The following is a 25493-nucleotide window of genomic DNA, read 5'->3' on the forward strand; positions in this document are numbered from 1 at the left end:
TCCCATCGGGGCACAGACGCCACACAGCTCTATGAGACCTTCTCGGCCACAACGTAGATTCGCTTCAAGGGCAGCTTGTCCCGCCACCTCGATGGCAAGGACTCGTAGTACGTCAGCGTGAGGTCGGTGATCTCCTTGTACCCAAGCAGACGAAGGTTGTGACGCTCCCGTTCCAGGGCAGCCGCTTCGCTGGTGTAAGAGCCCAGAGTCACGAACAGGCCATGCTCATCTTTGACGCCCAGCGTTCCAAGGAGCCCTTGAATATCCGGGCGCCCCTTGGTGGACGATGTGTGTTTGCACTGCACTTTGATGAGCGGCGGTTCAAGCCCCAGAATGTCCCTGTGAGCCAGGACGTCTACTCCCCCATCAGCCGAGTAGGACGTCACTCGCGCCTGGTAGCCCATGGCCCTCAGAAGATCAGCGACGAAATGCTCAAACTCCTCGTGCGTGAGATCCTCCAGGAGTGTTCGCGTGATGAAGTCATTGGTGTTGACCTGAATCTGCTCTGCCGTGGGCAGCGCGTCATTCGCCTCCTCGTCTGACTCAGCAACCATAGGCAAAGCCCCTATCGGCGATGTGGATAATGGTTGCGCGTCCTCCCGGGCCTGGAGCGACCTTACAAAGGCGTCCTCGGAAGGCGCCTGCAAAAAATCGCGGAAGATGCCTTCGTGGCGTTTAACTCGAAAGAGGGTGAGCGCGGACCCGATTTCATAGAGGGCGGGTTTGGGGAAAATACCGCGGGAGACGCCGGTCTTAAGCCACCGCACGGCACGTCGATGCCGGTGGGTTTTCTGGTCGGAGTGATACCGGTACTCCCCCACGACCTCACCGAAGTTCAAGGTCCGGTCCGCCTTATTGGGAAATATGACGAGATCTCCCACGGCCATCTCGAAAGCAAACCGCCGCTGAATCCCAGCCCAAACAGCTATGGCCCCCGCCTTGGCGTTGGGTTCGCTGGCGAGCAACGCGGCCTTGATCCGTTCCGGGTCATCCCCCATGAGGGAGATGTCCCCAATCTCCCACCCAATCGAGAAAAACCCTTCGGAGAGCAGCTCATCGGCGAGAACGTCGTTGTGAATACCCCACATGGTCATGACCGGGCCTCCTCTGCCATCGGCAAGAACGGGCTGGCTTTCCTGCTCCACGAGATCGCCAGCACATCACGGGCACGTGTGGCTCCCACGTACAGCAGGGAGCGCTCCCGCAAGGCGTTGTCCTCGTGGGCCTTCTCGTCATAGTCACTGCCCGCGAAGAACCGGGGGATGGATGCCTCGCTCACGTCGAACAGCAGAACGCGGGAGAACTCGGTGCCTTTAGCCCGGTGGAGGGTCATGACCGCGGGGGTTCCCTGCGGAATGTCCTGCTTGTCCACCGGTGCCGCGTTGACACCCAGCTCTCCCAGGGTGCGGACCAGCGCGTCGCGCTGCTTTTTGGTGCGGGTGAGGATTCCCAGGGTGCTGGCGGAGAGGCCCTCGTCCGCTAGTTCATCGAGCCACCTTTTCACCAGTCCGGCCACGAGACCGTATTCGTGGGCAAGATCCCGCGCGGGCAGCAGAACGGGCACGGGCCCGGAACGACTGGAAACATACCGTTCCTGGGAGTGGTCCACCGACTCACCCTCCACCTCGTCCAGGTTGTACTCCCCGCCCTCGAGCACCTTGAGGGCGAGCGCGAGATTTTGTTCGGTGGTGCGGTAGTTCAGGCGGAGCCGCCGGGAGCGCCCCACCACTTTGACGCCGTAGTGGCCCAGCACAATCCGCTGACCGTAGATCCGCTGGTTGGAGTCCTCAGCGATGAACAGATCATCGGGGCCCTCCGCCACGCACGCCCTGGCCAGTTGCCAGCGCGTGGGGGTGAAGTCCTGGCCCTCGTCGATCAGCACGTGATCCGCGGGCAGCAGGCCCTCTGACCGGCGCAAGAAGGCCGCAGCGATTGCCGCCGCCTCGTCCCAGTCAATGGACTGGGTGGCCAAGCCGTCCGCCCGGTAGCGCTGTACCGCCGCCCAGACCGCTCGACGTTGGTTGCGCCCCAGTCGTGTTCCTCGCCCCATTCGCGGGGCGCGGAGGTACTCCCGCTCTTCGGTGATCCGGGCCGGCAGGATCACCTCTTGGTATTCGGACTGGAAGAATGCCGGCACCGCCACTTGGTGGGGCAGCTCCGGTCCTGCAGCCTCAATGGCCTCGTCCCACGGGCTCGCGCCGTACGCGCCGGAGCTGCGGTAGTCCGGGGTGCGCTGGACGCCCCACCCCACCACCTCTTCCATGGCCTGAGACAGTCCCTGCGACCCGTTGGCGACTCCCAGCACCCGGTGGGCCACCTGGTCCAGTGTCATGACCGTGATGCCGGGTTGGCCCAGCTGCGCTGCCATCCGCACGCGCGGATCCAACGCGCGGATCTGTTGCGCGATCATGTCCACCAGGTTGCGCGTGTAGGACACCACGAGTACGCGCGCGTCCGGGTTTTCTCGCGCCAAGCGGACCGCTCGGTGGACCAGCACCACGGTCTTACCCGTGCCCGCCCCACCGGAGAGCCGGAACGGTCCGGAGGTCTTCTTGTCCACGTAGTCCTGCTGGTCGGGGTGCAGGAACAGCCGCCACGCGTCGAAGTCGCCGCTGGCCAGGGCCTTTTCCAGGGCGGCGTCGTCTTCAATGAGGTGGAACTGGGATGCCGCCCGCGGGGTGGTCACCGCGCGCACCACGGCGTCGGTCTCGGACGGCACGCCCACCTCGGTGCCACCCGTCACGGGCTCGTCCACCGCCGTGTACCGTTCGCGCACAGTTTCCAGCGTCTCCCCCGTGGCGAGGTCCAGCAGCGCGTCCGCCTGCCAACCACCCACTCGGCCCAGGAAGGCCATGAGGTCCGCCTCTGAGTCTGCGCGCACGGCCACCGTGGCCACGGACTCGTCCACCCCCAGTTGCCCGGTGAGCTCCTCTACGGCCAGGGCAGCCAGGGGGTTGCGTGCCACAATCACCGTCTCGGGCTGGGCTTCGGGGGACGACGACGCCGTGCCCTCCTCCTGCTGCAACGCCACCATCTCGGCGGCGCGGGCTTCCACCAGTGCCTTGAGCTGAGCATCCGTATAGTGCTCCGAACCGTCGGCCGCGGTGGAATCCACCTGCCGGATCTCCGCCGCACCGCTGGTGGGGTTCACTCGCGCGTAGGCCTTGGCCGCCACCTGGTAGGCGTCATCGTGCGCGTACACACCGTAAAGCAACCACAGCGAGCCCATGTCGAAGAGCACAAGCCGGTAGAACTGGTCCACGCGTGCCGTGCGAACGCGTTCATCCGCACAGTTTTGGATGGGCTCCACGTGCAGGCCGTTGGTGGTGGGGTCCTTGATGAGCTTTTCCAGCGTGGCAGTCACCTTGCCCGCAATGGATTTCTCGTAGCTGCCCAGGAACCCTCGGTCCAGGATGAGCTGTTTCTGCGGCGCAGTCATTGCATCTCCGTCTTCCGTTGAGTGGTATCACCGTGGGTGGTCAGGATCTCTCGAATGGTGTCCATGCCGGGGCCGGTGACGGTCCAGTCAGGCGGCGCCACCTCGGCAAAAGCCACCGCGCTCTCCTCCTCGGCCAGCCACGCGAGCTTGAGGTCGATCCACAGCAGATCGACCACATATCCCTGCATTTCTTCCCCGATCTCGGGGAAGGGCAGCCCTTGCTGACCCGCAAGCGTCAAGATGTGCGCTTCATCGGGGGAATCGGCATGAGAGACGGCGTTCTTCCACTCGGGGGGCAACTCCACGGGCCCGGGAGAGTAAAGGACGTTCATGCCGCCCGATCCAACGCGCTCCTTCCCGGTAGAAGGCGCGGGGGCATCCTGCCCGCTGGGAAGATGGGAGAAGAACTCCAGCCACTGGTTCTCCTCCTGTTCCTCCGCCGCGTGCTCGGCCGAGGACTTCCACGTTTCCAGAATGGTCACGGCCCCGGGCTCCATGTCCTGCCGGAGGTTGGACAACGCCAACCATTGGCGCCAGGAGTCCGCGAAATAGGGCGATTCCACGGCGGCGTCCCGATCATCCAGAACCACGGCCAGCCGGCTGTGGGTGGGCGTGACGTTCCCGAGGATCACCAGGGGGCCCGTGCGGCGGACAAAACCCTTGGTTGTCGGCGTGCGCGGTGGGTCGGGAAGTGGAGTTCCCGGCGGTGTGTTCAAGATGGCCCGAGCCTGGTCGGCCAGGGCATCCAGACTCACCGGCGTGGGCTTCCCCGTGAAGAGCAGCAGATTCAGCTTCCTGGCCACGCTGAGTTGCCGCTTGAACGGGTCCGCCTTGCTGTCGCTGATCAGGCTCAGCAGCTGCTCAAGGGGATTGGCGTCCAGGTAGCTCAGATCCGCGGCATCCACTACGCCCTGGCTCTGCAGGGCCTTCGTGAACTTTTCTACCCACATATCCTGGAGGACTCCCTCGCCAGGTTCCCCGCGCTGTGCTGCTTCGTAGGCGTCCAAGTCCGCGTGAGTCACCGCGTACACCAGGTAGTCGCGCTCGCGCAGACCGCGGCGCTTAGCGGCGTCGTCGCCCACCCGGCCATGCGCAGAGGAGGCGTGGTACGTGCGCCCGTCCAGATAAATGGCAGCGCCCTGGCTACCGAACTGACCTTGCCAGGTGAGCAGCGCGTCCGGCTGGGTGTCTCCGAGAAGCACCTGAGGGGTGTAGGAGTAGCGGACGCCTCCCAGCATCACGGAGAACCCCTTGCCCCCGTCACTCACCGTGTCCGTCACCTGCGCGCCGGGCAGAGCGCCCACGGCGGCACGGAATACTCGACGGAAGCGGTGCTCGAGGGCCGATTCAAAGTCGTCCCCCACGGGCGCACGGCCTTCCTCCACGCGCCAGGTCATTTCCTCCCCGGGGACTTCGTCCCCCAGGATGGTTCCTAGGATTTCGACGGCGCGCTGCCTGCTCAGGTACTCGCGCTTGGACGCGCGCACGTGCGGCATCAAGCAGCGGAAACATGCCGCTTTGTCCTCGTCCTGGCACACGCAGCCCACCAGGAACTCATGGGCTCCGCGTAGCAGATGCCACAGGGATTCTGGGGTGGCGAGTTCCGCGAGGTAGCCCGTGCCTCCGGGCACGGAATCGAACAGCAGCAGCGAGTCCGCGTTGTTCCGGCTGACATCGGGAACCACCTCCATGTTCAGGTGGCTGATTTCTCCGCCGAATCGCTCCCGCAATCCGAGCATGAGGGCGCAGTAGAAGCTCCAGAGGGACCGCCCGGAGGTGTCTTCCGTGATGGACGGCGGGAGGCTGATCATGATGGATTCCGTGACCAGCTCTCGGGCCAACACCACGGACACGGATTCCGGGTTCTCCACTCTGCGCTGCGTGCACCAGCCCTGGTGTTCACGTGCGTTGTTTTCATCCGTGTTTTCGTCCTGGTGACCGCACACGGGGCAGATCAAGAACCCCCCAATGCGCTGCGAGCGCCCCGCGAGTGTGGCCTCACGGGCACCCTCCCGCGGCTTGCCCACGTTCATTCGCGTGAGGCGTGAACCGCGGCGGAACGTGACGCCCACCCCGGTCCCCCCGATGGACCATTCCGCCCGAGTGTCGGACTCCGTGAAGTCCGGGATGGTCAGGGTGTCGTACGAGGCGCTCTCGCGATCCTCCCGGCCGTCCGAGATCTTGGCCTGGTTCAGCTCCATGGTGGAGGACACCTTGGTCAGTTCCACCACGTTCAGGTGTTGTCCGGAGTCCGCAATCGCCGGCTTGTGGCATGCGGGGCACGAGTCCATGCGCTCCGTGGGAGCAATCTCCTGGCTGTGCCCGCACGCCGGGCAGAAGGCGAACCGGCGGACCCCGGCGCCGTCACTGCCCACGTCCACGGAGTCGATGGTCAGCTCGTGTCCCCCGGCGTAGAAGGTGTTGCCGGGTGCCAGTTCGGTGAGGGCTGTAAACCCGGAGCGTTCATATTCCGCGGGGATGTGCTTCCAGTTGTCGTGCTCATCCCGGTAGGTGAGCGTGGCCTCCAAACTCACCGCATCATCGAAGAGCGTGAAGTTGGGCAGCACACCGAAGCGTTCGAGCACGCCAATCCAGTGCTCGTGGCTCAGCTGAGAGGACTCCGCACGCAGGCGCGCGCTGCTGCCCTTGAGCCGACGTTCCTCTCGTTCGCGCGCGGCGGGGTCCTCTGTCAGACCCAGCTTCTGCTCTTGTTCATCGAGGAGCTGCTGTTGTCCCTCAAGTTCTGTAGCGAGCTTGCCGTCTTCTTCCGCCGTGATCACCACGGTGCCATCGGCGATCGCCCGGAGCTGCTTTTCCACGCGTTCCCGGCGGTGATGCAGCTCGGCCTTCTCATGCTGCCAACGCTGCACGGAGGCCTTGACGGCTCGTTCCAGTCCGCTGGGCTCACCGTTGTCCGGCCACGTCGCCCACGTGCGCAAGGCTTGCGCCGCTTCATGGGTCATGCCCCGCCGGGGTTCGTCGCCCACCTGGAACGCGGAGAGAAACTCGTCCAGTCGCTGCCGAGAGTGTTCACGCGCATCAGCCAGCAGCGTCCCCAGGAACGTCCCGGAATCACTGGACTTCATGACGGAGGCTGCGCGCGCGGGATCCGGCGTACCCTCGTCCCCCGCCATGCGATCCATGAGGAACGCCGTGTACTGCCGGTGCAGAATCTCCTCCGCGGACAGGTACGCGGCCGGGGGCCGCACCCCGCCATTGAGCATGAACTGCGGTTCGATGAACGCCGAGCCCTTGCCGCGCGTGGTCATGAAGGCCAGATCCAGGGAGTTGCCGGTCAGACGCCCAGCGCGTCCCACGCGTTGCAGGTACGAGGCCACGGTGTCTGGGATGGACGCCAGGATCACGGTGGAGAGATCACCAATGTCGATGCCCATTTCCAACGTGGGCGTGGCCACCAGCACGTTGGGGGCGCCCGGCGTGGTCTCGCTGTTCTTGAACTCGTTCTCGTACTGCAGGCGCGTGTCCGCGGCAAGCAAAGAGGTGTGTTCGCGGGCAATCACGCGCCGCATGTCACCGCGGTACAGGCTGCGGTAGTAGCTCTCCCGCAGGGTGTCCGGGTGGAGCGTTCCCTTGCACTGGTAGGCCGTGCAGGGCCCGCCCGCCAGGGTGCTCAGGGCGTCGGGAAGTCCCGTGACCACCTGCCCGCACTCGGGACAGCGCAGGATTCCGGCGGGACCGGAGAGAGCGGCCAGCACCAGGTTCTCGGGGCGCAGGCCGTAGCTTTCGGTGGTCACGGTACCCCGTTGCATCACGGGCACCGTGTCGGTCAGCCGGTGCTCGGTGAGCGCGGTGAAGAGGGGCTTGAGCAGGTATCCCGCCCTGCGCTGGTCTACGCCCAGGCAGCGTGAGGTCCAGTCCACGTACCAACTGTTGGAGTTGGTGAGGTCCCTGAACCCGGTATTTTCCTTGAAGCGGCCCGTCGCAGGGAACGCGGGCGCTCGTCGCCCGCGTGGGAAGGCGGGCATGACGTTCTTGGGCCGGCGTCCGCCCCAGATCTCGTAACGAGTTCCGCCCTTTTCGCGGTATCGCTGCAGCCATTCATGGGCAATGGCACCGTCGACGCGTAGGCGCTCCAGGATTCCGCGCACCCATGCGCCGGGCCGCGCGGCACCGCGGGCTTCGATCCCGGGCAGGTCGATGGTCAGTTCCCGCGCGGCCAGCTCCAGCACATCATGACCCAGGGTCTCCAGCTCGTCGTCGGCCGCCTGCACGGAGGCCGCGGCGGTCCCGGTAGCCGCCAGGGTGCGCCCGTAGGACTCCACAAGACCCACTTCGAGTTCCACATCGAACTCCAGGCGCGTGGCCACGCGGTCACGGGCACGACGCCGCCTGTTCCGGTCCTCGGAGTCATCCCAGTACCCGCGGACGGGCGCGTTTTCGGCAATCGAGGGGTGAAGCAGCCGGTACCGCTCCTCCGACGTGCGGGCCTTATCCATCATGCGCGTGACGACGTCCCGCACCGGAGTGGGCTCCTCGGTCAGCGCGGATTGGATGGCAGAACGCAACGCCAGCGAGTAGGAGCGGGCCTCCACGAATCCCGCCCGATGCGCGGCATCCTGCACCGAGTCCGTGAATACCAGGGACTTTTTCTCGCGGAGGTTCAGCCCCTCCGCACCGAACAGGCTGGAGAGCGCCACGGAGAGCAGCGTGGCGGTCCGGGAACCCACAAAGCGGATGCCATCGTTTTCCTGGCATACCGGGCAGTTGTCCCTGGTGCTCAGACCGTCCGCTTCCAGGCCCACGTGCATTCGCACGGGGAGGGCATCCACATCTCCGGCATCCTCGTCCGGGAGTTCGTCCTCGATAGCGTGCCGCTCCGGATTGAGGTAGAACAGGCGCGCATCCCCGTCGGGGTCTCCACCGGGCACAGAAATCAGGGCGCGGAACCGCCCAGACTTGCGGGCCTGCGCTTCACGGATGGTCTGGGGTTTCACGATCAGATCGCCCGTGCCGGTGAGCGCCACACCCCACCCGGAGCGTCCGCAATGTCGGCAGTAAATGGCGGGCAGGAAGCTGCCGTCGTGCACGCCTCGATCATCGCTCCAGGCAAACGCAACGGCCGGCGACGTCGCCCGGTCCACGTGGGACACCTCGCGCGTCCAAAGGTGCAGCTCCACGTTGGGGAAACTATTGCGCTCCGCGCGCGAGCGCACGTGGGACAGCGCGCCGGCCAGTGCCTCGATGAAGCGGGCGCCGGTGGTGTCCTGGTCCAGGTGAGGCACAAGGACTGCGGCGAGATCGCGGATCGAGGTGGCCTGAGCCGCGGTAGACAGCAGCGTGCTCACGAGCGGGTGGGCGAGGAAGAGGTCTCGTTGAGTGGCGGCGTCGAGCTCGGCGTCCTCCCCCAGACTCTCTAGGGACGGCCAGAGCACGGCGAGCACGCGACGGGTGAGCTCGGCCGGCTCGGGCAGCTGCCCGTCCGTGGCACCGGGCAGGATCTCTAGGACCGGTTGGAGCTGGGTCAGCGTGGGATGTTCCTGCGCCTGCAGGTCTGCACCCTCGATCCCCACGGCTGGCCCCGAGCGGAGGCGTTCCAGCGCGGCATCACGCAACGTGTCCTGCGTGAGGCGACGTTCCGTGACCACGGAGTCCACGGCGAATGCAGTGCCAAAGATGGTGCTCGCGAAGTCCGCCACGGGGGCGATATCCCTCTCGTCCCCCAGCGTGGCGGAGGTGGCCACCGGGATCATGGCGGTGCGCTGCGGTGCCAGGCGTTCCAGGACCAGGCGCAGCCGGCGGATGAGCATGGCTACATCGGTTCCCTGGGCGCCGTTGTAGGTGTGGAACTCATCCAGCACCAGGTACCGCAGGGATTCGGCAGAGTGCTCCCACAGCGGGCGGTCAGCCGAGCGCAAGAGAAGCTGGTCCAGCATCTTGTAGTTGGTGAGGATGATGTCCGGGACCGCGGAGCGAACAGTGTGCCGGTCCTCGATCAGTCCCTCCGGGGACATGACCGTGCGCGGCGCCCCCGAGTGCTCACCTGTGTAGAGCGCGGCCGTTACTCCGTTCAGCGCCGGGTTCTCGTGGATCATTCGCGCCAAGCGGCCCGCCTGGTCATTGGCCAGGGCGTTCATGGGGTACAGGATGATCGCCTTGATCCCGTGCACGCCCTGCTTCCGGGCCCGGACCGCGTAATCCAGCAGTGGGTACAAGAACGCCTCGGTCTTACCCGATCCCGTTCCAGTGGTCACGATGGTGGGTTCCGGAAGTCGCAATCCCCGGCGATCCTGCGGCCCTTCCACGGAGGGGTCCGTGGTGAGGCGGCGGAATGCCTCCGCCTGGTGGGCGTACGGCTGGAACCAGTCCGGCAGCACGCTCAGCGGGGATGCCCCGGGTTCGGTGTGGAAGGGCAACCGCATCCGCAGGAACGGGCCCCGGAAAATGCCCCGGTCCTTGTCACTCAGGAAGTCCGCAAACGCGTCCCGCGCATAGCGGTCCGAGAACTCGATGGCCGTGGTGACGTACTCCACCAGGGCCGATTTCATGGCCTCGGCCTGCAGCGAGGGAAGCAGCTCACTCATGCGCCGTTGTCTCCTTCGTAGACACCCGGTTGGTACACACCCTGCTCCATGCGCTCGGCAAAGGCGGCGTACGCCTCGCGCATGTCCGCCTCGCGGTCCAGGATCCGGAAGGGTTCTGGAGCGGTGATCTGGCGGCCCTCGGGGGTTTCGTACGTGCGGTCCGCAATGCTCAGGCCGTACTCCGGGCGCCCGGCCTTGTTCCACGCGGTGCGCACGGTGGAAGGGATCAGGCGACCGTTACTGTCGTAGACCTTGCCGCGCTTATCCTCACCGCGCTCGTACGTGTAGAGCACGCCGAATTGGGTGCGGTACAGCGTGCAGAGTTCGTCAATGGGGATCCCGGTCACGTGGGCCATGATGGCGTCGATCTCCACGAGCGCCCGACGGCGGTCCTCGTCACGGCGCAACGGCGTGGCGGCCGACCATTCCGACGACACGTCCCCGAGGGCCGGGCGGTCAGCCCGCTCCCGACCACCCGTCCATGAGTCCTGAGCCATGGCAGGGGTCCAGTAGTCCCGCCAGAGATCCGCGTAGGCCTCGGTGAGGCAGTTCAGGCGGAGGATACGGAGGGCCGCCGCTGGAGCCAGGGGATGCCCTTCGAGAATAAGCGGCAGACCCTCAATGACTGAGCCAAAGATGTTGCTCGCTGAGGTTGACCGCACCCGAAAGTCGGAAATCAAGGAACTCATACTCGCGGCGCAGAGAGCTATATCTACTGCGTGGGATCCCGGGAGCCCGAGGCAGAAAACCGTATGGACCGTGGATACCCCGGGAGGATATATGGCAGGGATGAGTGTGCGCTCACCGGTGCCCGCCGCCATCGCACGCCACATAACCCGATAGTGGTCCCGAACCCGCACGGACACGGTCTCGCCAGGGTTGCGAGGATCTTTGACTGTCCAGGAGCCGTAGTCGCGGTCATACCGAACGGTGGATTCCGATCCATCCACATCGCGCTCGTAGATGGGCTTGTACTCCGTGACGGGCAACGCATCCTCGGGGAGCAGTTCAAGGTCCACTGAGGAGTAGTCCTGATTGCCGCTCATCGTCGCATTCCGAGAGGCATAGAACGGGTTTCCCACGTGGAAGTATGGCCCTTGCAAGATCACGTCCTGCCACGACGTCGCTCGCCCCCACCGGGACTCGAAGTATCCGTCACGCCGCCCACCGGTCTCGTGCCAGCCACTGCTCATGTGGGGGTGAAGGCCGCCTAACATGGGAGCCAAGGTCAGTCGACGAAGTGCATCCCCTGCAGCTCGATTGACGGAGAACGCCATACGAGTTTCTTCCACCGGAACGTCCTCGGAGCCGCCCTCCATTAAAGCGTGCCACGTCTTCAGCACATCCTGGTCCACGCGCTCTATCCGTGAGGCATGGGGCCGCAGATCCCATTTCCCATAATCATCCCTAAAACCTGGCTGCGGGCCAGCACCATTGTGCGCCAGTGAACCAATTGCACTAGAGGGATGGTACATAGATACAGCATTTTTAAAATCGGGGTCTTGTGGGAAGGAGTAAATATTTACACTATATGAAACAAGATCATGAATTTCCTTGAACAACTTTAATTCATTAATAAAATTCCAATGCCTCCGTAGGTGCCGGTACGTTTGCCGCCGCAGCGCATACCCCCTAGCGTCCGTCAAGTGGGATGGCGGGTGGATGAGCGCGCTGGACCCGGCTCGGGAGCTATGGCGCCATGTCTGGACCATGAAAGCCCGGTACAAATCAGGTTGCGTGCCGAGTAGCTCCGGGTACTCGCTTGCCGCCCCCACGTATTCGGCCAACCCAGTTGTATCTGTAGCGCCGGCCAGCAAGATGCTAACGGCATCCGGCAGCTGCACAGTCCATTCCCGTCGAGCCCTCTGCGCGGTTTCGGACGGCTTGTCCGTCAGGGTCCACCACGGGTCACTCTCGCCCAGCAAGGCGGGCACGTCCAGCGTGGGCCGCACCCAGGGCGGATTCCCCACCTGGAAATCGAACCCTCCGCGCGAGAACACCGCCGCGAAGTCCAACTCCCAATGGAAGAACCGCTGCTCCTTGGCGATGCGCTGAGCCTCGCGCAGCCACGGCGTGTTTGCCAGGAGGCGGTCAATATCCGCGGCGTTCTCGGCGGGGAACATCGCCTCGATGCCCTCGAGCGTCTCCCACTCGGTCTCGCTCCGGCCGAAGTACTCCGACTGCAACCCCTTCTTACCGGTGAACGTGCTGCCCGTGATCTCCCGGATAGTCGTGAGCCATTCCTCGAACGTTGGCGGTTCGGGGGCGTTCTCGCGCAGCGTGACGGGCCAGAACCACAGGGCGCACCATGCATCCATGATGAGCCGCAGCCGGCGGTACGCAGAGTTGGGATCCTCCAACCACGCCTCGATCTCCTCGCGCGTGACCGAGCCACCCGGCTCCACGTCCGCTCCCCACACCTCGATGGAACGGCGGGACTGGTGCTCCGCCTCCACCATGCGGCGCTTGGCGAGCTGCCACAGCTCGTCAATGCGCTCCGTGAGGGACGTGAGCTCCTTGATCTCCATCTTGGTGGGCTTGCGATGCACCCGCTTGGCCCACTCCCGCAGCGCCTTGGCCTGCTCGGGAGCAAGCTTCTTGATTTCCTTGTTAGACCCAGCCGCACCCCAGCCCTCCGCGGGCAGCAGGAAGTGGAAGATCCCCGTGGTCGCGTCCACGGTGCGATCCAGGGGGACGTGACGCGGCGTCGTCGTCATCCGGACCTTGGGCGTGGCCTTGGTGACCACCGAGGTGTCGTACACCGAATGCCGCGCGCCCACCAGCGAATTGCCGGAGCGCAAGCGCAGACCAAACCACGGCGCCTTCAGCCCCCGAGACATGGTGTCCAACCACAGGGACACCTCCGCGAGCTCCACGGCGGTGGGGTTGAGGTCCACGCCGTAAACGTTGTGGAGCGCAATGTAGGCCTTCACGCGCTGCAGTTCGCGGGGATAATCCTCGGGGTCGATCTTCTGATTGAGCTCCGCCTGCCGTCGCTCCAGATACGCGGCGGCGAGCTGACCCACTGCCTCGATGGCGAACGCCCCGGAACCCAGCGCCGGCTCGCACACCGAGAGGCCCAGGATGTCCTGAGCGGAGAGGTCATCCGTGAGCAGCTCCTCCAGGCCCTGCTGCACCGTGAACTCCGTGAGCACCTTGGGCGAGTAGTAGGACGCTGACTGCTGCCGCTGCCGCCCCGAGAGCCGGAACACGAACTCCCCGAAGTGATAGGTGCGGGGAAACTCCCGGCCCAGATCGTCCTCCGTCATGACCACGTGCTCGCGCAGCTCTTCGTCCACGCGATCCTCGGGCACCACCCACGAGCCATCCGCCGGGTTGCCGCGCTTGGCCACTTCCACCAGGGTCTCACTGGCAAACGAGCCCGTATAGCTCATCAGGGACTCGTACACCGCGCCCAGCTGGTTGATGCCCAGGGCCACGTAGCTGATGAAGCCGCGGTCCTTACCGCGGCGCTCCTTGGTGAGCAGCAGGTTCTGCAACACCCGCTGCAGGGCCTTATTGCCCAGCTGCACCTCGTCAATCAGACGGGTACGGGACGGCCGGAACAGATCCGAACGCAGCGCCTCGAAGGTGAGGCCTTCGCGCGCGGCGTGCGCGGCGGCGTCGTTCTCCGGCGCCTCCTGGGGGCTATGGCCACTCTCCACGAGGTCGAACAACACCTTGAGCGAGGCATAGAAGTGCGTACCCTGCTCGGAGCGGGACGTGAGCTGCTTGAGAGTAAGCTCGCGCAACCGATCAATGGAGTAGCCGGCCTCGTACTCGGGATCACCCGTGGGCACCACACCCAATTCCGGACTGGCCTCCGCGTACAGCAGGAACAGGATCCGGTAGAGATAGCGCAGGGACTCCACGGCAAGCACCTGTGCCTGGTCATCCCGCAGCGGCGCCAGCCCCTGTTCCTTGCGCCGTGACACCACCTCATTGGCGATGATCTCAATGGACTCGCGCACGCCCTCCCGCAGGTCCTTGGAGACACCCACGGCATTGCGCACGGACTCCTCGCGGCGCTCATCCCACCGGATGATGCCGTTCGCGTCCGGGGTCACGGAGGCAGCGGACAGACACGCGAGCATGCGCTGGATCTCGCCGCCGGATTTGGTGTCACCGCGCTCCGCAATCGTTTGAACATCCACCGCGAGGTAACGGCCCTGCGGCCACCCGTCCTCGCTGGTGAGCACCACGGTGCGCCCAGCCATCACCAGCATGTACCGCGGCGGCTGATCCTCGGACACCAGCGCGGATAACAGCTCGCTCACACTGGAGACGGGATCCCCGGACTCCTCGTCCAGCGTGACGTCCTCGGTGAGCAGGCCGTGCTGCTTGGACAGCAGCTCCTCGGGGGTCTCCGCGGCGAGCGCGTCCACCACCACCACGCTCGGCTCGGTGGTGCCCATGGCCGAGTACCATCGCACGGCACCGCCACCGCGGTGGGGAGCGGCGTCGTAATCCAGAACGTCCCGCAGCATGGCTGCCGACGCCGCTGAGGCGCGTCCCAGCGCATCCCGCCGTTGCTGCGCACTGGCGCTCTCGGGCAACTCCGCGGCCGCCGAATGCAGAGCAATCAACTCGGACAGCACCCGCTGGCGTGAGGAGGTGAAGCGCTCCAGAGGGCTGCGTAAGGACTCGTTGTCCTCCCCCTCCTGCTTCCACTCCTTGATGAGCTTTTTTGTCTCCGCGAGGAACGTGCGGGAGTTCTCCTCCGCCGTGAAGTAGAACTCACTGATCCAATCATTGACTACCACCAGGGCATCGCTGGACGGCATGATCACTTCCCTCCCTTGGGCACAACCACCAGCAACGGGCGCACGTACGTGCGGTCCGGCAGCATCTCCTGAGCCAGTCGGCGCTCACCCTCCACCGCCGAACGGGTGTGTTTGAACAACTGGGTTTGCGCGGAGACGCCCTCCGCGGCGCTCTCCCACGCCTCCATACGATCCATCCACGTATCCACGCGTTCCTTCGCCTGGTCATGGGCAGCCACGGACACCCCCTGCTCCATGAAGTCACGGGCGGCGGTGACCGCAAGCGGGATCAGGGGCTCGTACTGCTCGGGCTCCTGCACCGGCACACCCACCATGTCTGGGGTGAGGCCCAGGTCCGCGAAGAGCTCGGCGGGAGAAGCGCTGGGCTGCACCATCGGGTAATTCCCCATGAACTGCACCCTCATATACGAGACCGCGATGTTCTGGCCGCGGCGGTTGGTCACGATTCCCTGCATCACCAAGGTGGGCTGCTGAGCCGCGCCCTGCACCGCGAAAATCTCGTCCCTGCCCAGATGAGCCAGGGAGCGGTCCGCGGCCCAGTCCAGGACCGGGTGCAGCGGGGCGAGGTAGTGGGTGTCCGGCCACGATGTGCCCTTAGCGTCATTGCGCGCGGCGTTCAGCCGCTCCTCCGCCGTAGGCTTGTCCGGGGTCAGCCGGATGCGATCCAACACCCCGCGCTCCTCCAAGTAGGACTGCGGCAGGGCCAGCAGGCGTTGGCGCAGGTCCGGGCTCGGCTCGAACGCGAGAGCTTGCAGATGGCCCGCGTTGTTGCGCTCAATGGTGAGCCCCACCCCGCCATGGTCCCGGGCCCGGTCTGGTTCGGCGTACAGCTCCGCGAGCCCCTCCCGGAGATAATCCACGTCCGAGGCAAACAGGCCGGAGCTTTGAGCGGCGTCCTGCGTCTCGTTGTCCGCCTCGGACGTGTCCTCGTCCGTGCCCGAGTTCATCATGAGGTCGATCCAGAAGCCCTCATCCTGTCCGGCCGCCTGTTCCGGGGCGGGAACCACGGCGTCGAACTCCTTGGCGCCGCGCAGCACCTCGGTGATGGCCTTTTCTTCGGCGTCACCCGAGTACGCGCCCATGAGCGACCCCGCGTCCCCGAGCTTTTCGTGGGCCTCTCGCTCACGCTCCATCAAGCGGGTAAGCACGTGAATGTCGCCGGAGAACTCACCCGCACCTTCCAAGTCCAAGAGCAGCGTGGTGATCTGCGGCGAGTGCAGCTGGCCATACCGGTCAATACGTCCATTGCGCTGCTCAATACGGATCAGGGACCACGGGATGTCGTAGTGGATCAGTTCGTGGCACTGCAGATGGAGGTTCACGCCCTCCGAGGCCACATCACCAGTGACCAGCACACGAATGGGGCTGGAGGCCTGTTTGAAGGACTCCACGAGTTCCTGCTGCTCCACATCCGTGAGGCCGCCGTGCAGCACACGCACCTGGTTCGGTTTGAGCTTCAAATCCCGGGTCAGGTGCTCCCGGAGCCACTCCAGCGTGGGGACTCGTTCCGCAAAAACCACGGCGCGTTCGGCAGATCGCGGACCCACGTTCTTGCGCTTCAGCTGCGCCACGAGTTCGCGGTACTTACCGGAGCGGGGTGTGGAACCGTCCGCGGGCAAACACGCCGCATTGAGGCCCCGCAATCGCAGCAGCGCCTCCTGCTCCGCGCCGGCAGCGGCGTTGTCCTCGATCGAACACAGGCGCGCATCGATCGTGGCCTGCAAAGCTACCGGGGAGGACAGGAACGCCTTGGCCAGGGTCCACGGAAACAGCCGTGACCCCTTGCCCGTGACCGGGGCACTTCCCCGGGGGTGCGTCCACGTGGCAGACAGCTCCTCCCCCACCGCGAACTCCTCGGGGCTGGGCTCCACCACGAGGTTCTGTGGCTCTTTGCGCTCAGCCCAGCGATCACCCACCTCGTTCTTCACGGCCTCCGAATAGCGGTGGCGGCGGATCATGAGGTTACTCACCGCGGCCTTGCTGATATCCCCCCGGGCGCTCACGCTCGTGGGTTCCAGCAGCGTGAGCAGCTGCGCGAACGAGGAGCTGTTGCCGTTGTGCGGGGTAGCCGAGGCCAGAATCAAGGCATCCGTGTTGGGCGCCAAGATATTGGCCAGCTGGTTGTTCTGAGTGGCCTGGTTGGTGACGTTATGGGATTCATCAATCACCACGGCGTCCCAGTGGTGCTTGCGCAGATCGTGGATGAAACGGTCCTGCTTGAGGGTGTCAATCGAGATGATGACCTTCTCGAAGAACGTGAATGGGTTCCGGGTGGCCGGGAGCTTCTGCTTGACCTTCTGCACGCCCTCCGAATCCAGGCGGACGAACGGGATGGCAAAGCGCGACCACAGCTCGTGCTGCATCTGCTCCAACACATGGCGGGGCGTGACAATCAAGATCCGCCGGCCGCGGCCCCGGCGAATCAACTCGGCCAAGATCATGCCGATCTCCAACGTTTTTCCCAGACCCACGGCATCCGCGATAAGCAACCGAGTGCGCAACCGCCCCGGTTCCAGAGCCTTCTCCACCGCTTGACGCTGATAGGTCAGCGCGTCCGCGAGCGCATGGGACGTCAGGGCGGGTCGCTGTTCGGAGATGGGCAATGAGGTCTTGCGCAGCGTGGACTCCAGCCACAACCTCGACTTCGCGTAGTGAGAGCTGGTGTCCGCCACCACCCGGGTCTGGGAGGGATCCTGCGTGCGGACGGCGTCGATGCTCCGGTAAAACTGAGCGGTGGTCCCCTCCACCAACTCGCTCACCCCGCGCACGGTGAGTAGCTCCCCGTCCGCAGTCTGCTCCACGGCTGAGACTAGCCACTGCTCATCCCGCACCTCCACGATGGCACCGGGGGCAATGTCTAGCGCTTGATCAGTCATCGACGACTCCGTGTGGGGAACAGTTACCTGGCAGTCTACAAATGCAAACGCATCATGGGTGCGCGCCGCCACATCCGCCGGTCGCGGGGTAACCACGGGGCGCCCGGACGGGTCCCGATCCCCCCTCCGGACGACCGCTGAGCGTGTCGGCCGTCACTTGTACCGTGAGCCCCATGATTCAGTCTGCGACGCAGTACCCGGTTCGGACGCTGTTGGAGGCGCCGAGCAAGCTCACGTACGTGATTCCGCCCTACCAGCGGGAGTATTCCTGGAAGCGAGATCAGTGGGAGAACCTCTTCCAGGACCTCGTCGAGGCAGAAGGTCAGCACTTCCTGGGGACCATCATCTCCCTCAACAACTCCACGGACAGCATGAACCCCCGTCTGGAGCTGATTGACGGGCAGCAGCGACTGACCACCCTCTCGATCCTGCTCACGGCGTGCTACAGCGTGTTGGCGGACCATCAGGAGGATCTCGATGAAGATCAGGAAGACCTTTTCCGCGATGTTGGCCGGCAGTTGGTGATCTCCTCCGTCAAGTCGCCGCGACTGTTGCTGCAAACCCAGGGCAACAACCGCTTTGACTACCTCGGCATGCTGCGTGAAGCCGGAGTAAAGGTGGATGCTCCCGACACCCGAATGGACCGACGCCGCCTGATCGCCAAGTGCTTCTCGTACTTCCGGGACGCCATTATGGAACTCACCGAGGAATCCGGTGAGCCGGGCGTGCCTCCCATGACAGCTGTGGGGGCCGCACTGCGCGTCATGGAAGCGGCCAATGAGGCCCTCGTCGTGAAGATCGAGGTCTCCTCAGCGTCGGACGCCTTCACGCTGTTCGAGTCCCTCAACAACCGAGGACTCCCACTGTCCCCGGTGGATCTCATCAAGAATCAGTTCCTGGCTCTCTCGGATGTTCGGGGTGCCATGAGCGTTGAGGATGCCTTCGCGCTGTGGGATGGGATGCTTCGCAACCTCGGTGATTCCTACACCACCCACGAACGGTTCCTTCGGCACTACTACAACGCGTTTCTCACCGAACTCCCCTCGGTCCAGAACGCGAGCGTGGCGACCAAGAAAAACCTGATCCGCATCTACGAGACGCTCTTCAAGGGCAATCTCACCGAACAAATTCATCGACTGGTGTCGGCGAGCGCGATCTTCGGACGCATTGCGTGCACCACGGAGCGTGAGGATCCCACCCAGCTGGATGCGGCGTATGGCACCCTCAACAGGGTCCAGGCGGCGCCCTCCTTCATGTTGCTGCTGTGGCTGGAAACCCACCAGGAGGACAAGCACCTCAGCGAAACGGACCTCATCACCGTGACGAACATGCTCGTGAGCTTCTTCGCGCGGCGCAATGTCACCGGTTACCCGGCCACGTACATGCTCTCGCGTATGTTCATGGGGATTATCAGGGATTCCAGGGAGGCAGAGGGCCCGGAAATCCTGCGCATCATCGCGGACGCCCTGCGACGGAACTCCTCGGATGACGAGACCTTCCGGTGGCGGCTCGAGCAGGACCTCTACACAGAGAATGTCGATGCCGCTCGCTTCGTCCTCACGTCCCTCTCGGAGCAGGGAATGACCACCGAGAACCGCAGGGACCTGTGGGAGCGCCAATCTGGCCGCTACGTCTGGACCATCGAACACATCTTGCCCCAGGGCGAACACCTACCCCCGGCATGGGTCGAAATGCTCGGCGGGGAAGAAGCGGCCGCTCAGACACAACAGGAGTACGCCCACAAACTGGGGAATCTGACGTTCAGCGGGTACAACAGCAACCTGGGGAACAAGGGCTTTCTCGACAAACGCGATCATCAGGACAGCAACGGCAACTACATCGGTTACCGCAACGGTATCCCCCTGAACCGAGATCTTGCGCACAAGGAGTCATGGGGCCCGCACGACATCCAGGAACGGACACAGCACCTGGTCGAGCGCGCCCTGGTTCTTTTCCCTCTCCCGGTCGCTTAAGAAGCCAGCTACGCCGAAAGGGAGCGACGGCGCGCAGCCGAAGCCGCGCGCCGTCGTCATCCCCCGGAGGGAAACCCGGAATCGCCCCCAAAGGGGACGCCCGAGAAGAACCGGACCTCAGTCCACCGCCAGCCGCCCCCGCTTGGCGTGCGGGTGCCGCCCGTGGACGCCGTGGTACAGCACTGCCGCGAGAACCACCACCACGGCCAGCACGGTGTACATGGCGCCGAAGCCGGCGGCGGAAAGGAGCAGGCCGAGGACCACGGGGCCCAGACCGATGCCCACGTCCGTGAGCAGCAGCAGGGTGGAGATGCCGGTGCCGAGCTTGTGGGCGGGCACCGCGCTCACGGCGATGGCCTGCGCGGCGGGCATGAGCGTGCCGTAGCCCAGGCCGGTCATGGCGCCGGCCACGATCACCTGCCAGTCCTGTGAGGCCACGGCCAGGATGCCCAGGGCCACGGCGAAGCAGATGAGGCCCAGGTAGACCACCACGTTGTCACCGCGCTGGTCCTGCATCTTGCCCAGCACCAGGCGCATGATCAGCATGGCCACGGCGTACGCCACGAAGAACAGGCCCGCACCGGTGGTGACGCCGCGGTTCTCCGCGTAGGCGTTGAGGTAGGTGATCACGCCGGCGTAGCAGATGCCCACCAGGAGCATGAAGCAGCCGATCGGCACCACGGCCGGGTGCGCGATGTCCCGGAAGGAGAACCTGGCGCGCTCCGCCTGCGCCTGCGTCTCGCGCTGGGCCAGGGGTTCGCGCAGGAAGACACCCAGCACCAGGCCCAGGGCGGCGGTGACGAGCGTGGTCCAGAACAGCCAGGCGTAGTCGAGCGAGCCCACCAGGAAGAGCCCCAGAGCGGGACCAATTGCGGTGGCCAGTGTGGTGCCCAGCGCGAAGTACCCGGTGCCCTCGCCGCGGCGGGAGTCGGGGATCACGGACTGGGCGATGGTCATGAGCGCGGTGCTCGCGAAGGCGTAGCCGAAGCCGTGCAGCAGGCGCACCACGATCAGCACGGGCAGCGAGCCCGCGGGCAGGTACAGCGCACACGCCACGGCCACGACCGCCAGGGAGATCAGCAGCATGCGCCGCCGCCCGAGCGCGTCCACCAGGTAGCCGGAGAACAGCCGCGCCACGGTGGCGCCCACCACGAACGCGCTGGACGCGAAGCCCCCCACCGCGTCCGACGCCGCGAAGCTCTTCACCGCGTACAGCGCCATGGTGGTGACCAGCATGTAGAAGGTCAGGTACTGCAGGAAGTTGACCACCCACGCGAGCGCAAAGGTGGGGGTGAGCAGCCGCTCCGGGCCGGCGGAGTGCGCCGGACCGGGGGTCCTGCGTTCCACCGTCACCGGTATCTGACCTGTGGGTACGTGGTTCTCGGTGTCCACCGACACGGGCGCCTCCTGCTCGCAAGATTTGTATAGTGCAAAATTGTACCATGCAATTTGCAGGGTACAATTTCCACGCCGTCAGCTCGATCCCCGGCCGCGGCCAGGCAGGAATGAAAGGATGGAGCCGTGCAGAGTGAGGATTCCGTCAACGAGCTGGTCTACGAGCACATGCTGCTCTCCCGGTACGCGCTGCAGGGCACCCCGCCGCAGTCCCGCACCGAGGCGCTGGACCGCAGCTCCACCGTGCTGCTCGCGCGCCTCCAGGCGGGAGGCCCCATGAGCGTGGCGGAGCTCGCACAGTCCTTCGGTCTGGACATCTCCACCGTCCACCGGCAGGTGGCCGCCGCCATGAAGAGCGGTCTGATCGAACGCATCAAGGACCCCGAGGGCGGGGTGGCCCGCAAGCACCAGCCCACTGCGGAAGGGGTGAAGCGGCTGCAGGAGGAGTTCCGTTCACGCCGCGAGTCCTACGAGCGCTTCACGCAGGACTGGCCCCGGGAGGACGTCACGGCCCTGGCCCGCCTCGCACGCCGCTTCAACGAGAGCGTCGAAGCCACCCTGGGCCACAGCTGGCCCAGGCACTACCCCGCGGGCGAGTAGCGCACGACGCCGCCCTCCCGCCTCCGCGCCCAGGGCACCCCCGCGCGCTCCGGGGCGGGGGCCGGGTGGGCGGCGGGCGGCGTCGTCCGTCGGCGGGGAGCATGACGGTGCAGAACTCGTGGCGCTGGAAGTGGTGCTGGCGGTCCTCGGGTCCACCACCGGCTTCTTCTAGGCTGGGCCCATGACCCGCCTCACCGAATTCACCCGCCAGGGACTCCGCTTCGACGTTCTCGACCAGGGACCGGAGGACGGACCCGTGGTCCTTCTCCTGCACGGCTTCCCCCAGGACGCCCACTGCTGGGACGACGTCGCTGCCGCCCTGAACGCCCGCGGGCTGCGGACCCTGGCCCCGGACCAGCGCGGCTACTCCCGGGATGCCCGGCCCCAGAAGGTTGCCGACTACCGTCGTGAGGAGCTGTGCGCGGACGCCCTGGCCCTGGCCGACGCCGCCGGTGCGCAGCGGTTCCACCTGGTGGGCCACGACTGGGGCGGAGTGCTCGCGTGGGACATCGCCCTGCGGGCGCCGGAACGGGTCGAGTCCCTCACCGTGCTCTCCACGCCGCACCCCTCCGCACTGGGCCACGCGATGCGGACCGCGGGCCAGCTGCGGAAGTCCTGGTACATCGGGGCGTTCCAGATCCCGGGTCTTCCCGAACGCCTCCTGGCCGGGCGGATCGGCAGTCTCCTGCGCCGGGCCGGGCTCGGGGAGCAGGCGTGCTCCCGCTACGACCGCCGCTTCGCCACCGCCGCGGACCTGAGCGGCCCCGTCAACTGGTACCGGGCCATGCTGCGCCGGGACGGCGTCTCCGCTACAGCCTCTGGGCAGGGCATCATCACGGTTCCCACCACCTTCGTGTGGGGCAACCGGGACCTGGCCCTGGGCCGGGCCGCCGCTGAGGAGACCGAGGTGTACGTCCACGCGCCCTACCGCTTCGTGGAGCTCGACGCCGATCACTGGCTCCCCGAGCTCGAGGTCGCCGCGGTGGCAGAGGCCATCCTGGAGCGCGTCGACTCGGTCACCGGCCCGCGGGGCTGAGCACCTCCAGCACCGCACCCCCTCCCCCACACCCGCTCGAAGGACCCCACATGGATGCTCTCCAACCGCTGCGGCAGGCCAAGCACCAGGCCTTCCTCACGAGACGTCTGATCGGCCGAGGACTGCGACGGGCGGTGGACACCGGGTTCAGGGCGTACGACCGGGCACTCCCCTACCGCTTCGACCCCGAGGCCCACCGGGACCGCTACGGCAGCTATCCCCGCATGTACTTCCTGCACCGGCAGGCACCTGCGCCCGACACGATCTCCGTGGACGTGCCGCGCCGGATCTTCTGCTTCTGGACCGGTGCGAATCCGATGAGCGACGCCCGAGCACGGTGTCTGCACAGCATGCGCGCGGTGCACAAGGGCCTCGAGGTGGTCCTCGTGACTCCCGAGACCCTCGACCGGTGGCTCGTTCCGGGCCACCCACTGCACCCCGCCTACGAGCACCTGTCCCTGGTGCACCGTTCCGACTACCTCCGTGCATACTTCATGACGCACCACGGCGGTGGCTACGCGGACATCAAGATCCCCACACGCCCGTGGACCGGCGCGTTCGACGCGCTGCAGCATCATCCCGACACATGGCTTCTGGGCTATCCCGAACGGTCGTCCCGTTCCTGCGGAGGCGACGACTACACGCGGCTCGGGCGGGACATCCACCGCCACTACGGCTCGCTCGTAGGGTTTGGCGGGTTCATCATGCGGGGCCGCACACCCTTCGGCTACGAGTGGATGCAGGAACTGGACCGGCGGCTGGACTACTTCCAGGAGGAGCTCGCACAGCACCCGGGTGGCGTGTGGGGGGACACCCCCGGCTATCCCCTGCGGTGGATCGACGTGGGTTCCGACGTCTTCCATCCCCTGCAGCTGAAGTACCTGCCCCACGTAGCGCAGCACCCCGACATCCTCCCGGTCCTCGGAGGCGGCCACCGCTAGAACAGGGCGGGGCTCGGGGCCCGTCACCGACCCCCGGAGCTGAGCACCTCCAGCACGGCGTCTCCGTACTCCTCGAGCTTCTTCGCGCCCACCCCGCTCACGCCGCTGAGCTGCGCCCTGGACTCGGGTGCCGCCTCGATGATCCCCACGAGGGTGGCGTCCGAGAACACCATGTACGGGGGGATCTGCTTCTCCTTGGCCACGGAGGTCCGCCACTCGCGCAGGGCGTCGAAGAGCTCCCGGTCCGCGGCCTCCAGGGTGTCCGCCGCGCGGGAGCCACCGCCGGAAGAGCGGACGCGACCGGTCCCGCGGGAAGCCGGTGCGCGGTCCACGGCGAGTTCCACGGCCGTATCGCCGCGCAGCACCGGGGCGGACTCGGGTCCCGGGACCAGCACGCCGAAGTCCCCCACCGCCTCCACGACGCGGCGGGCCAACAGCTGGCGCAGCACCGAGCGCCACTCCCGCTCCGAGAGGACCTGCCCAATCCCCCACACGCTCAGCTCCTGGTGGCGCGATGCCTCGGTGCGCTCGTTGGTGCGCCCCAGTAGGACGTCGAATACCTTGCCGGAGCCGAACTGCTCCCCCCGCTCGCGGTGCAGGCGGATCAGCGTGGACAGCAGCTTCTGGGCGGGCACGGTGGCATCCCACACCTTGGGCGGGTTCAGGCAAGTATCGCAGTTCCCGCATGCTTCCGAGTCCTGCCCGAAGTAGCCCAGCAGCTGCACCCGGCGGCACGAGGTGGTCTCGCACAGCGCCAGCATGGCGTCCAGGTGGGACCGGGCGTTGCGCTTGTGGGGGTCGCTCCCCTCACCCTGGTCGATCAGCCGCCGCTGGTTCACCACGTCCCCCAGGCCGTAGGCCATCCATGCCGTGGCGGGCATACCGTCGCGTCCCGCGCGGCCGGTCTCCTGGTAGTAGCCCTCGATGCTCTTGGGCAGGTCCAGGTGGGCCACGAAGCGCACGTCCGGCTTGTCGATGCCCATGCCGAACGCGATCGTGGCGACGACGACGATTCCCTCCTCCCGCAAGAACCGCACCTGCGTGTCCTGGCGCACCGCGGCGTCGAGCCCCGCGTGGTACGGCAGGGCGGTGACCCCGCGGTCGGAGAGCCACGCGGCGGTGGACTCCACGCTCTTGCGGGAGAGGCAGTAGACGATGCCGGCCTCCCCGGGGTGCTCCGAGCGGATGAGCCGCAGCAGCTGGTCCTTGGCGCGGTCCTTGGGCTCGATCCGGTACTGGATGTTGGGCCGGTCGAAGTTGGAGACGAAGTGCCGCGCGTCCTCCAGGCGCAGCCGCTCCGTGATCTCCCGGTGGGTCTCACGGGTGGCCGTGGCCGTCAGCGCGATCCGGGGCACACCCGGGAAGGCGTCCGCGAGCACGGAGAGGCCCATGTAGTCCGGGCGGAAGTCGTGACCCCACTGGGCCACGCAGTGCGCCTCGTCGATGGCGAACAGGGCGATCCGCGAGCGCTGCAGCAGCTCGACGGTCCGGGGCAGGACCAGACGCTCGGGCGCCATGTAGAGCAGGTCGATCTCACCGGCCCGCAGCTGGCGCTCCACCGCCTGCGCCTCGTGGGGCTCCAGCGTGGAGTTGAGGTAGGCGGCCCGGATGCCCACGGCCTCCAGCGCGGCCACCTGGTCCGCCATCAGGGCGATCAGCGGGGACACCACCACACCGGTGCCCTCCCGCACGAGCGAGGGGATCTGGTAGCACAGGGACTTCCCGCCGCCCGTGGGCATGAGCACCACGGCATCCCCGCCGTTGACCACCTGGTCGATGATCTCGGCCTGCTCCCCGCGGAAGGCCTCGTAGCCGAAGACCTCCTGCAGGACGGCCAGGGGTTCGGAGGTAGAGCGCGTGGAGGTCATGCCTCAAGGGTAGAGGCGGGGAAGCAGTCCGCCGGTCGA

Annotated in this window: 11 protein-coding genes; 4 read left to right on the top strand and 7 right to left on the bottom strand. The window is 66.1% G+C overall.

What is annotated here, in order from left to right:
• Positions 1-29 precede the first annotated feature (29 nt).
• Genes Q4A22_RS06035 through Q4A22_RS06055 form a run of 5 tightly spaced genes read right to left on the bottom strand, consistent with a single transcriptional unit; the run spans position 30 to position 17641 of the window.
• Positions 30-1094: a restriction endonuclease gene (locus Q4A22_RS06035; RefSeq protein WP_303177831.1), complete on the bottom strand. Its 1065-nt coding sequence runs from the start codon at positions 1092-1094 to the stop codon at positions 30-32.
• Positions 1091-3439, bottom strand: a complete 2349-nt coding sequence (locus Q4A22_RS06040) for a 3'-5' exonuclease (protein ID WP_303177832.1) — start codon at positions 3437-3439, stop codon at positions 1091-1093. Before Q4A22_RS06040 ends, Q4A22_RS06035 begins: the two co-directional genes overlap by 4 nt.
• Positions 3436-9981 carry a DEAD/DEAH box helicase gene (locus Q4A22_RS06045; protein WP_303177833.1) on the bottom strand — a complete coding sequence of 2182 codons (6546 nt, stop codon included), beginning with the start codon at positions 9979-9981 and terminating at the stop codon, positions 3436-3438. Before Q4A22_RS06045 ends, Q4A22_RS06040 begins: the two co-directional genes overlap by 4 nt.
• A complete protein-coding gene (locus Q4A22_RS06050) occupies positions 9978-14765 on the bottom strand; it encodes a restriction endonuclease (protein WP_303177834.1) in 4788 nt (1595 codons plus the stop codon). Before Q4A22_RS06050 ends, Q4A22_RS06045 begins: the two co-directional genes overlap by 4 nt.
• A 2-nt stretch (positions 14766-14767) precedes the next feature.
• Positions 14768-17641 (bottom strand): helicase-related protein, encoded by a 2874-nt coding sequence (locus Q4A22_RS06055; RefSeq protein WP_303177835.1) that lies wholly within the window; start codon positions 17639-17641, stop codon positions 14768-14770.
• Positions 17642-17814: 173 nt separating this feature from the next.
• On the opposite strand from Q4A22_RS06055, the gene Q4A22_RS06060 reads away from it, so the two are divergent.
• The gene (locus Q4A22_RS06060; protein ID WP_303177836.1) at positions 17815-19614 is read left to right on the top strand and encodes a DUF262 domain-containing protein; all 1800 of its coding nucleotides are present in this window, start codon (positions 17815-17817) and stop codon (positions 19612-19614) included.
• Positions 19615-19731: 117 nt separating this feature from the next.
• Here the strand turns inward: Q4A22_RS06060 and Q4A22_RS06065 are convergent, their stop codons facing one another.
• Positions 19732-20961, bottom strand: a complete 1230-nt coding sequence (locus Q4A22_RS06065) for an MFS transporter (RefSeq protein WP_303177837.1) — start codon at positions 20959-20961, stop codon at positions 19732-19734.
• 174 nt (positions 20962-21135) lie between these two features.
• On the opposite strand from Q4A22_RS06065, the gene Q4A22_RS06070 reads away from it, so the two are divergent.
• The 3 genes from Q4A22_RS06070 to Q4A22_RS06080 all read left to right on the top strand — a co-directional run bounded on the left by Q4A22_RS06070 (position 21136) and on the right by Q4A22_RS06080 (position 23586).
• Positions 21136-21609 (top strand): MarR family winged helix-turn-helix transcriptional regulator, encoded by a 474-nt coding sequence (locus Q4A22_RS06070; protein WP_303177838.1) that lies wholly within the window; start codon positions 21136-21138, stop codon positions 21607-21609.
• A gap of 181 nt (positions 21610-21790) precedes the next feature.
• Complete coding sequence (locus tag Q4A22_RS06075) at positions 21791-22645, top strand: alpha/beta fold hydrolase (protein ID WP_303177839.1); 855 nt, start codon at positions 21791-21793, stop codon at positions 22643-22645.
• Between the two features lie 50 nt (positions 22646-22695).
• Positions 22696-23586 carry a hypothetical protein gene (locus tag Q4A22_RS06080; protein WP_303177840.1) on the top strand — a complete coding sequence of 297 codons (891 nt, stop codon included), beginning with the start codon at positions 22696-22698 and terminating at the stop codon, positions 23584-23586.
• A 23-nt stretch (positions 23587-23609) separates the two neighbouring features.
• Here the strand turns inward: Q4A22_RS06080 and recQ are convergent, their stop codons facing one another.
• Entirely contained in the window at positions 23610-25454 is a 1845-nt protein-coding gene (gene recQ / locus Q4A22_RS06085; RefSeq protein WP_303177841.1) for a DNA helicase RecQ, read from the bottom strand.
• Positions 25455-25493 lie beyond the last annotated feature (39 nt).

Origin of the sequence: Kocuria sp. (assembly GCF_030530945.1) — a bacterium.
Taxonomy (GTDB): Bacteria; Actinomycetota; Actinomycetes; order Actinomycetales; family Micrococcaceae; genus Kocuria.

What these genes read in the sequence shown, in the direction of transcription:
- Q4A22_RS06055 (WP_303177835.1), bottom strand. Translation starts at nt 17,641, where the DNA reads ATGACTGATCAAGCGCTAGACATTGCCCCCGGTGCCATCGTGGAGGTG.
- Q4A22_RS06060 (WP_303177836.1), top strand. Translation starts at nt 17,815, where the DNA reads ATGATTCAGTCTGCGACGCAGTACCCGGTTCGGACGCTGTTGGAGGCG.
- Q4A22_RS06035 (WP_303177831.1), bottom strand. Translation starts at nt 1,094, where the DNA reads ATGACCATGTGGGGTATTCACAACGACGTTCTCGCCGATGAGCTGCTC.
- Q4A22_RS06080 (WP_303177840.1), top strand. Translation starts at nt 22,696, where the DNA reads ATGGATGCTCTCCAACCGCTGCGGCAGGCCAAGCACCAGGCCTTCCTC.
- recQ (WP_303177841.1), bottom strand. Translation starts at nt 25,454, where the DNA reads ATGACCTCCACGCGCTCTACCTCCGAACCCCTGGCCGTCCTGCAGGAG.
- Q4A22_RS06050 (WP_303177834.1), bottom strand. Translation starts at nt 14,765, where the DNA reads ATGCCGTCCAGCGATGCCCTGGTGGTAGTCAATGATTGGATCAGTGAG.
- Q4A22_RS06040 (WP_303177832.1), bottom strand. Translation starts at nt 3,439, where the DNA reads ATGACTGCGCCGCAGAAACAGCTCATCCTGGACCGAGGGTTCCTGGGC.
- Q4A22_RS06045 (WP_303177833.1), bottom strand. Translation starts at nt 9,981, where the DNA reads ATGAGTGAGCTGCTTCCCTCGCTGCAGGCCGAGGCCATGAAATCGGCC.
- Q4A22_RS06075 (WP_303177839.1), top strand. Translation starts at nt 21,791, where the DNA reads ATGACCCGCCTCACCGAATTCACCCGCCAGGGACTCCGCTTCGACGTT.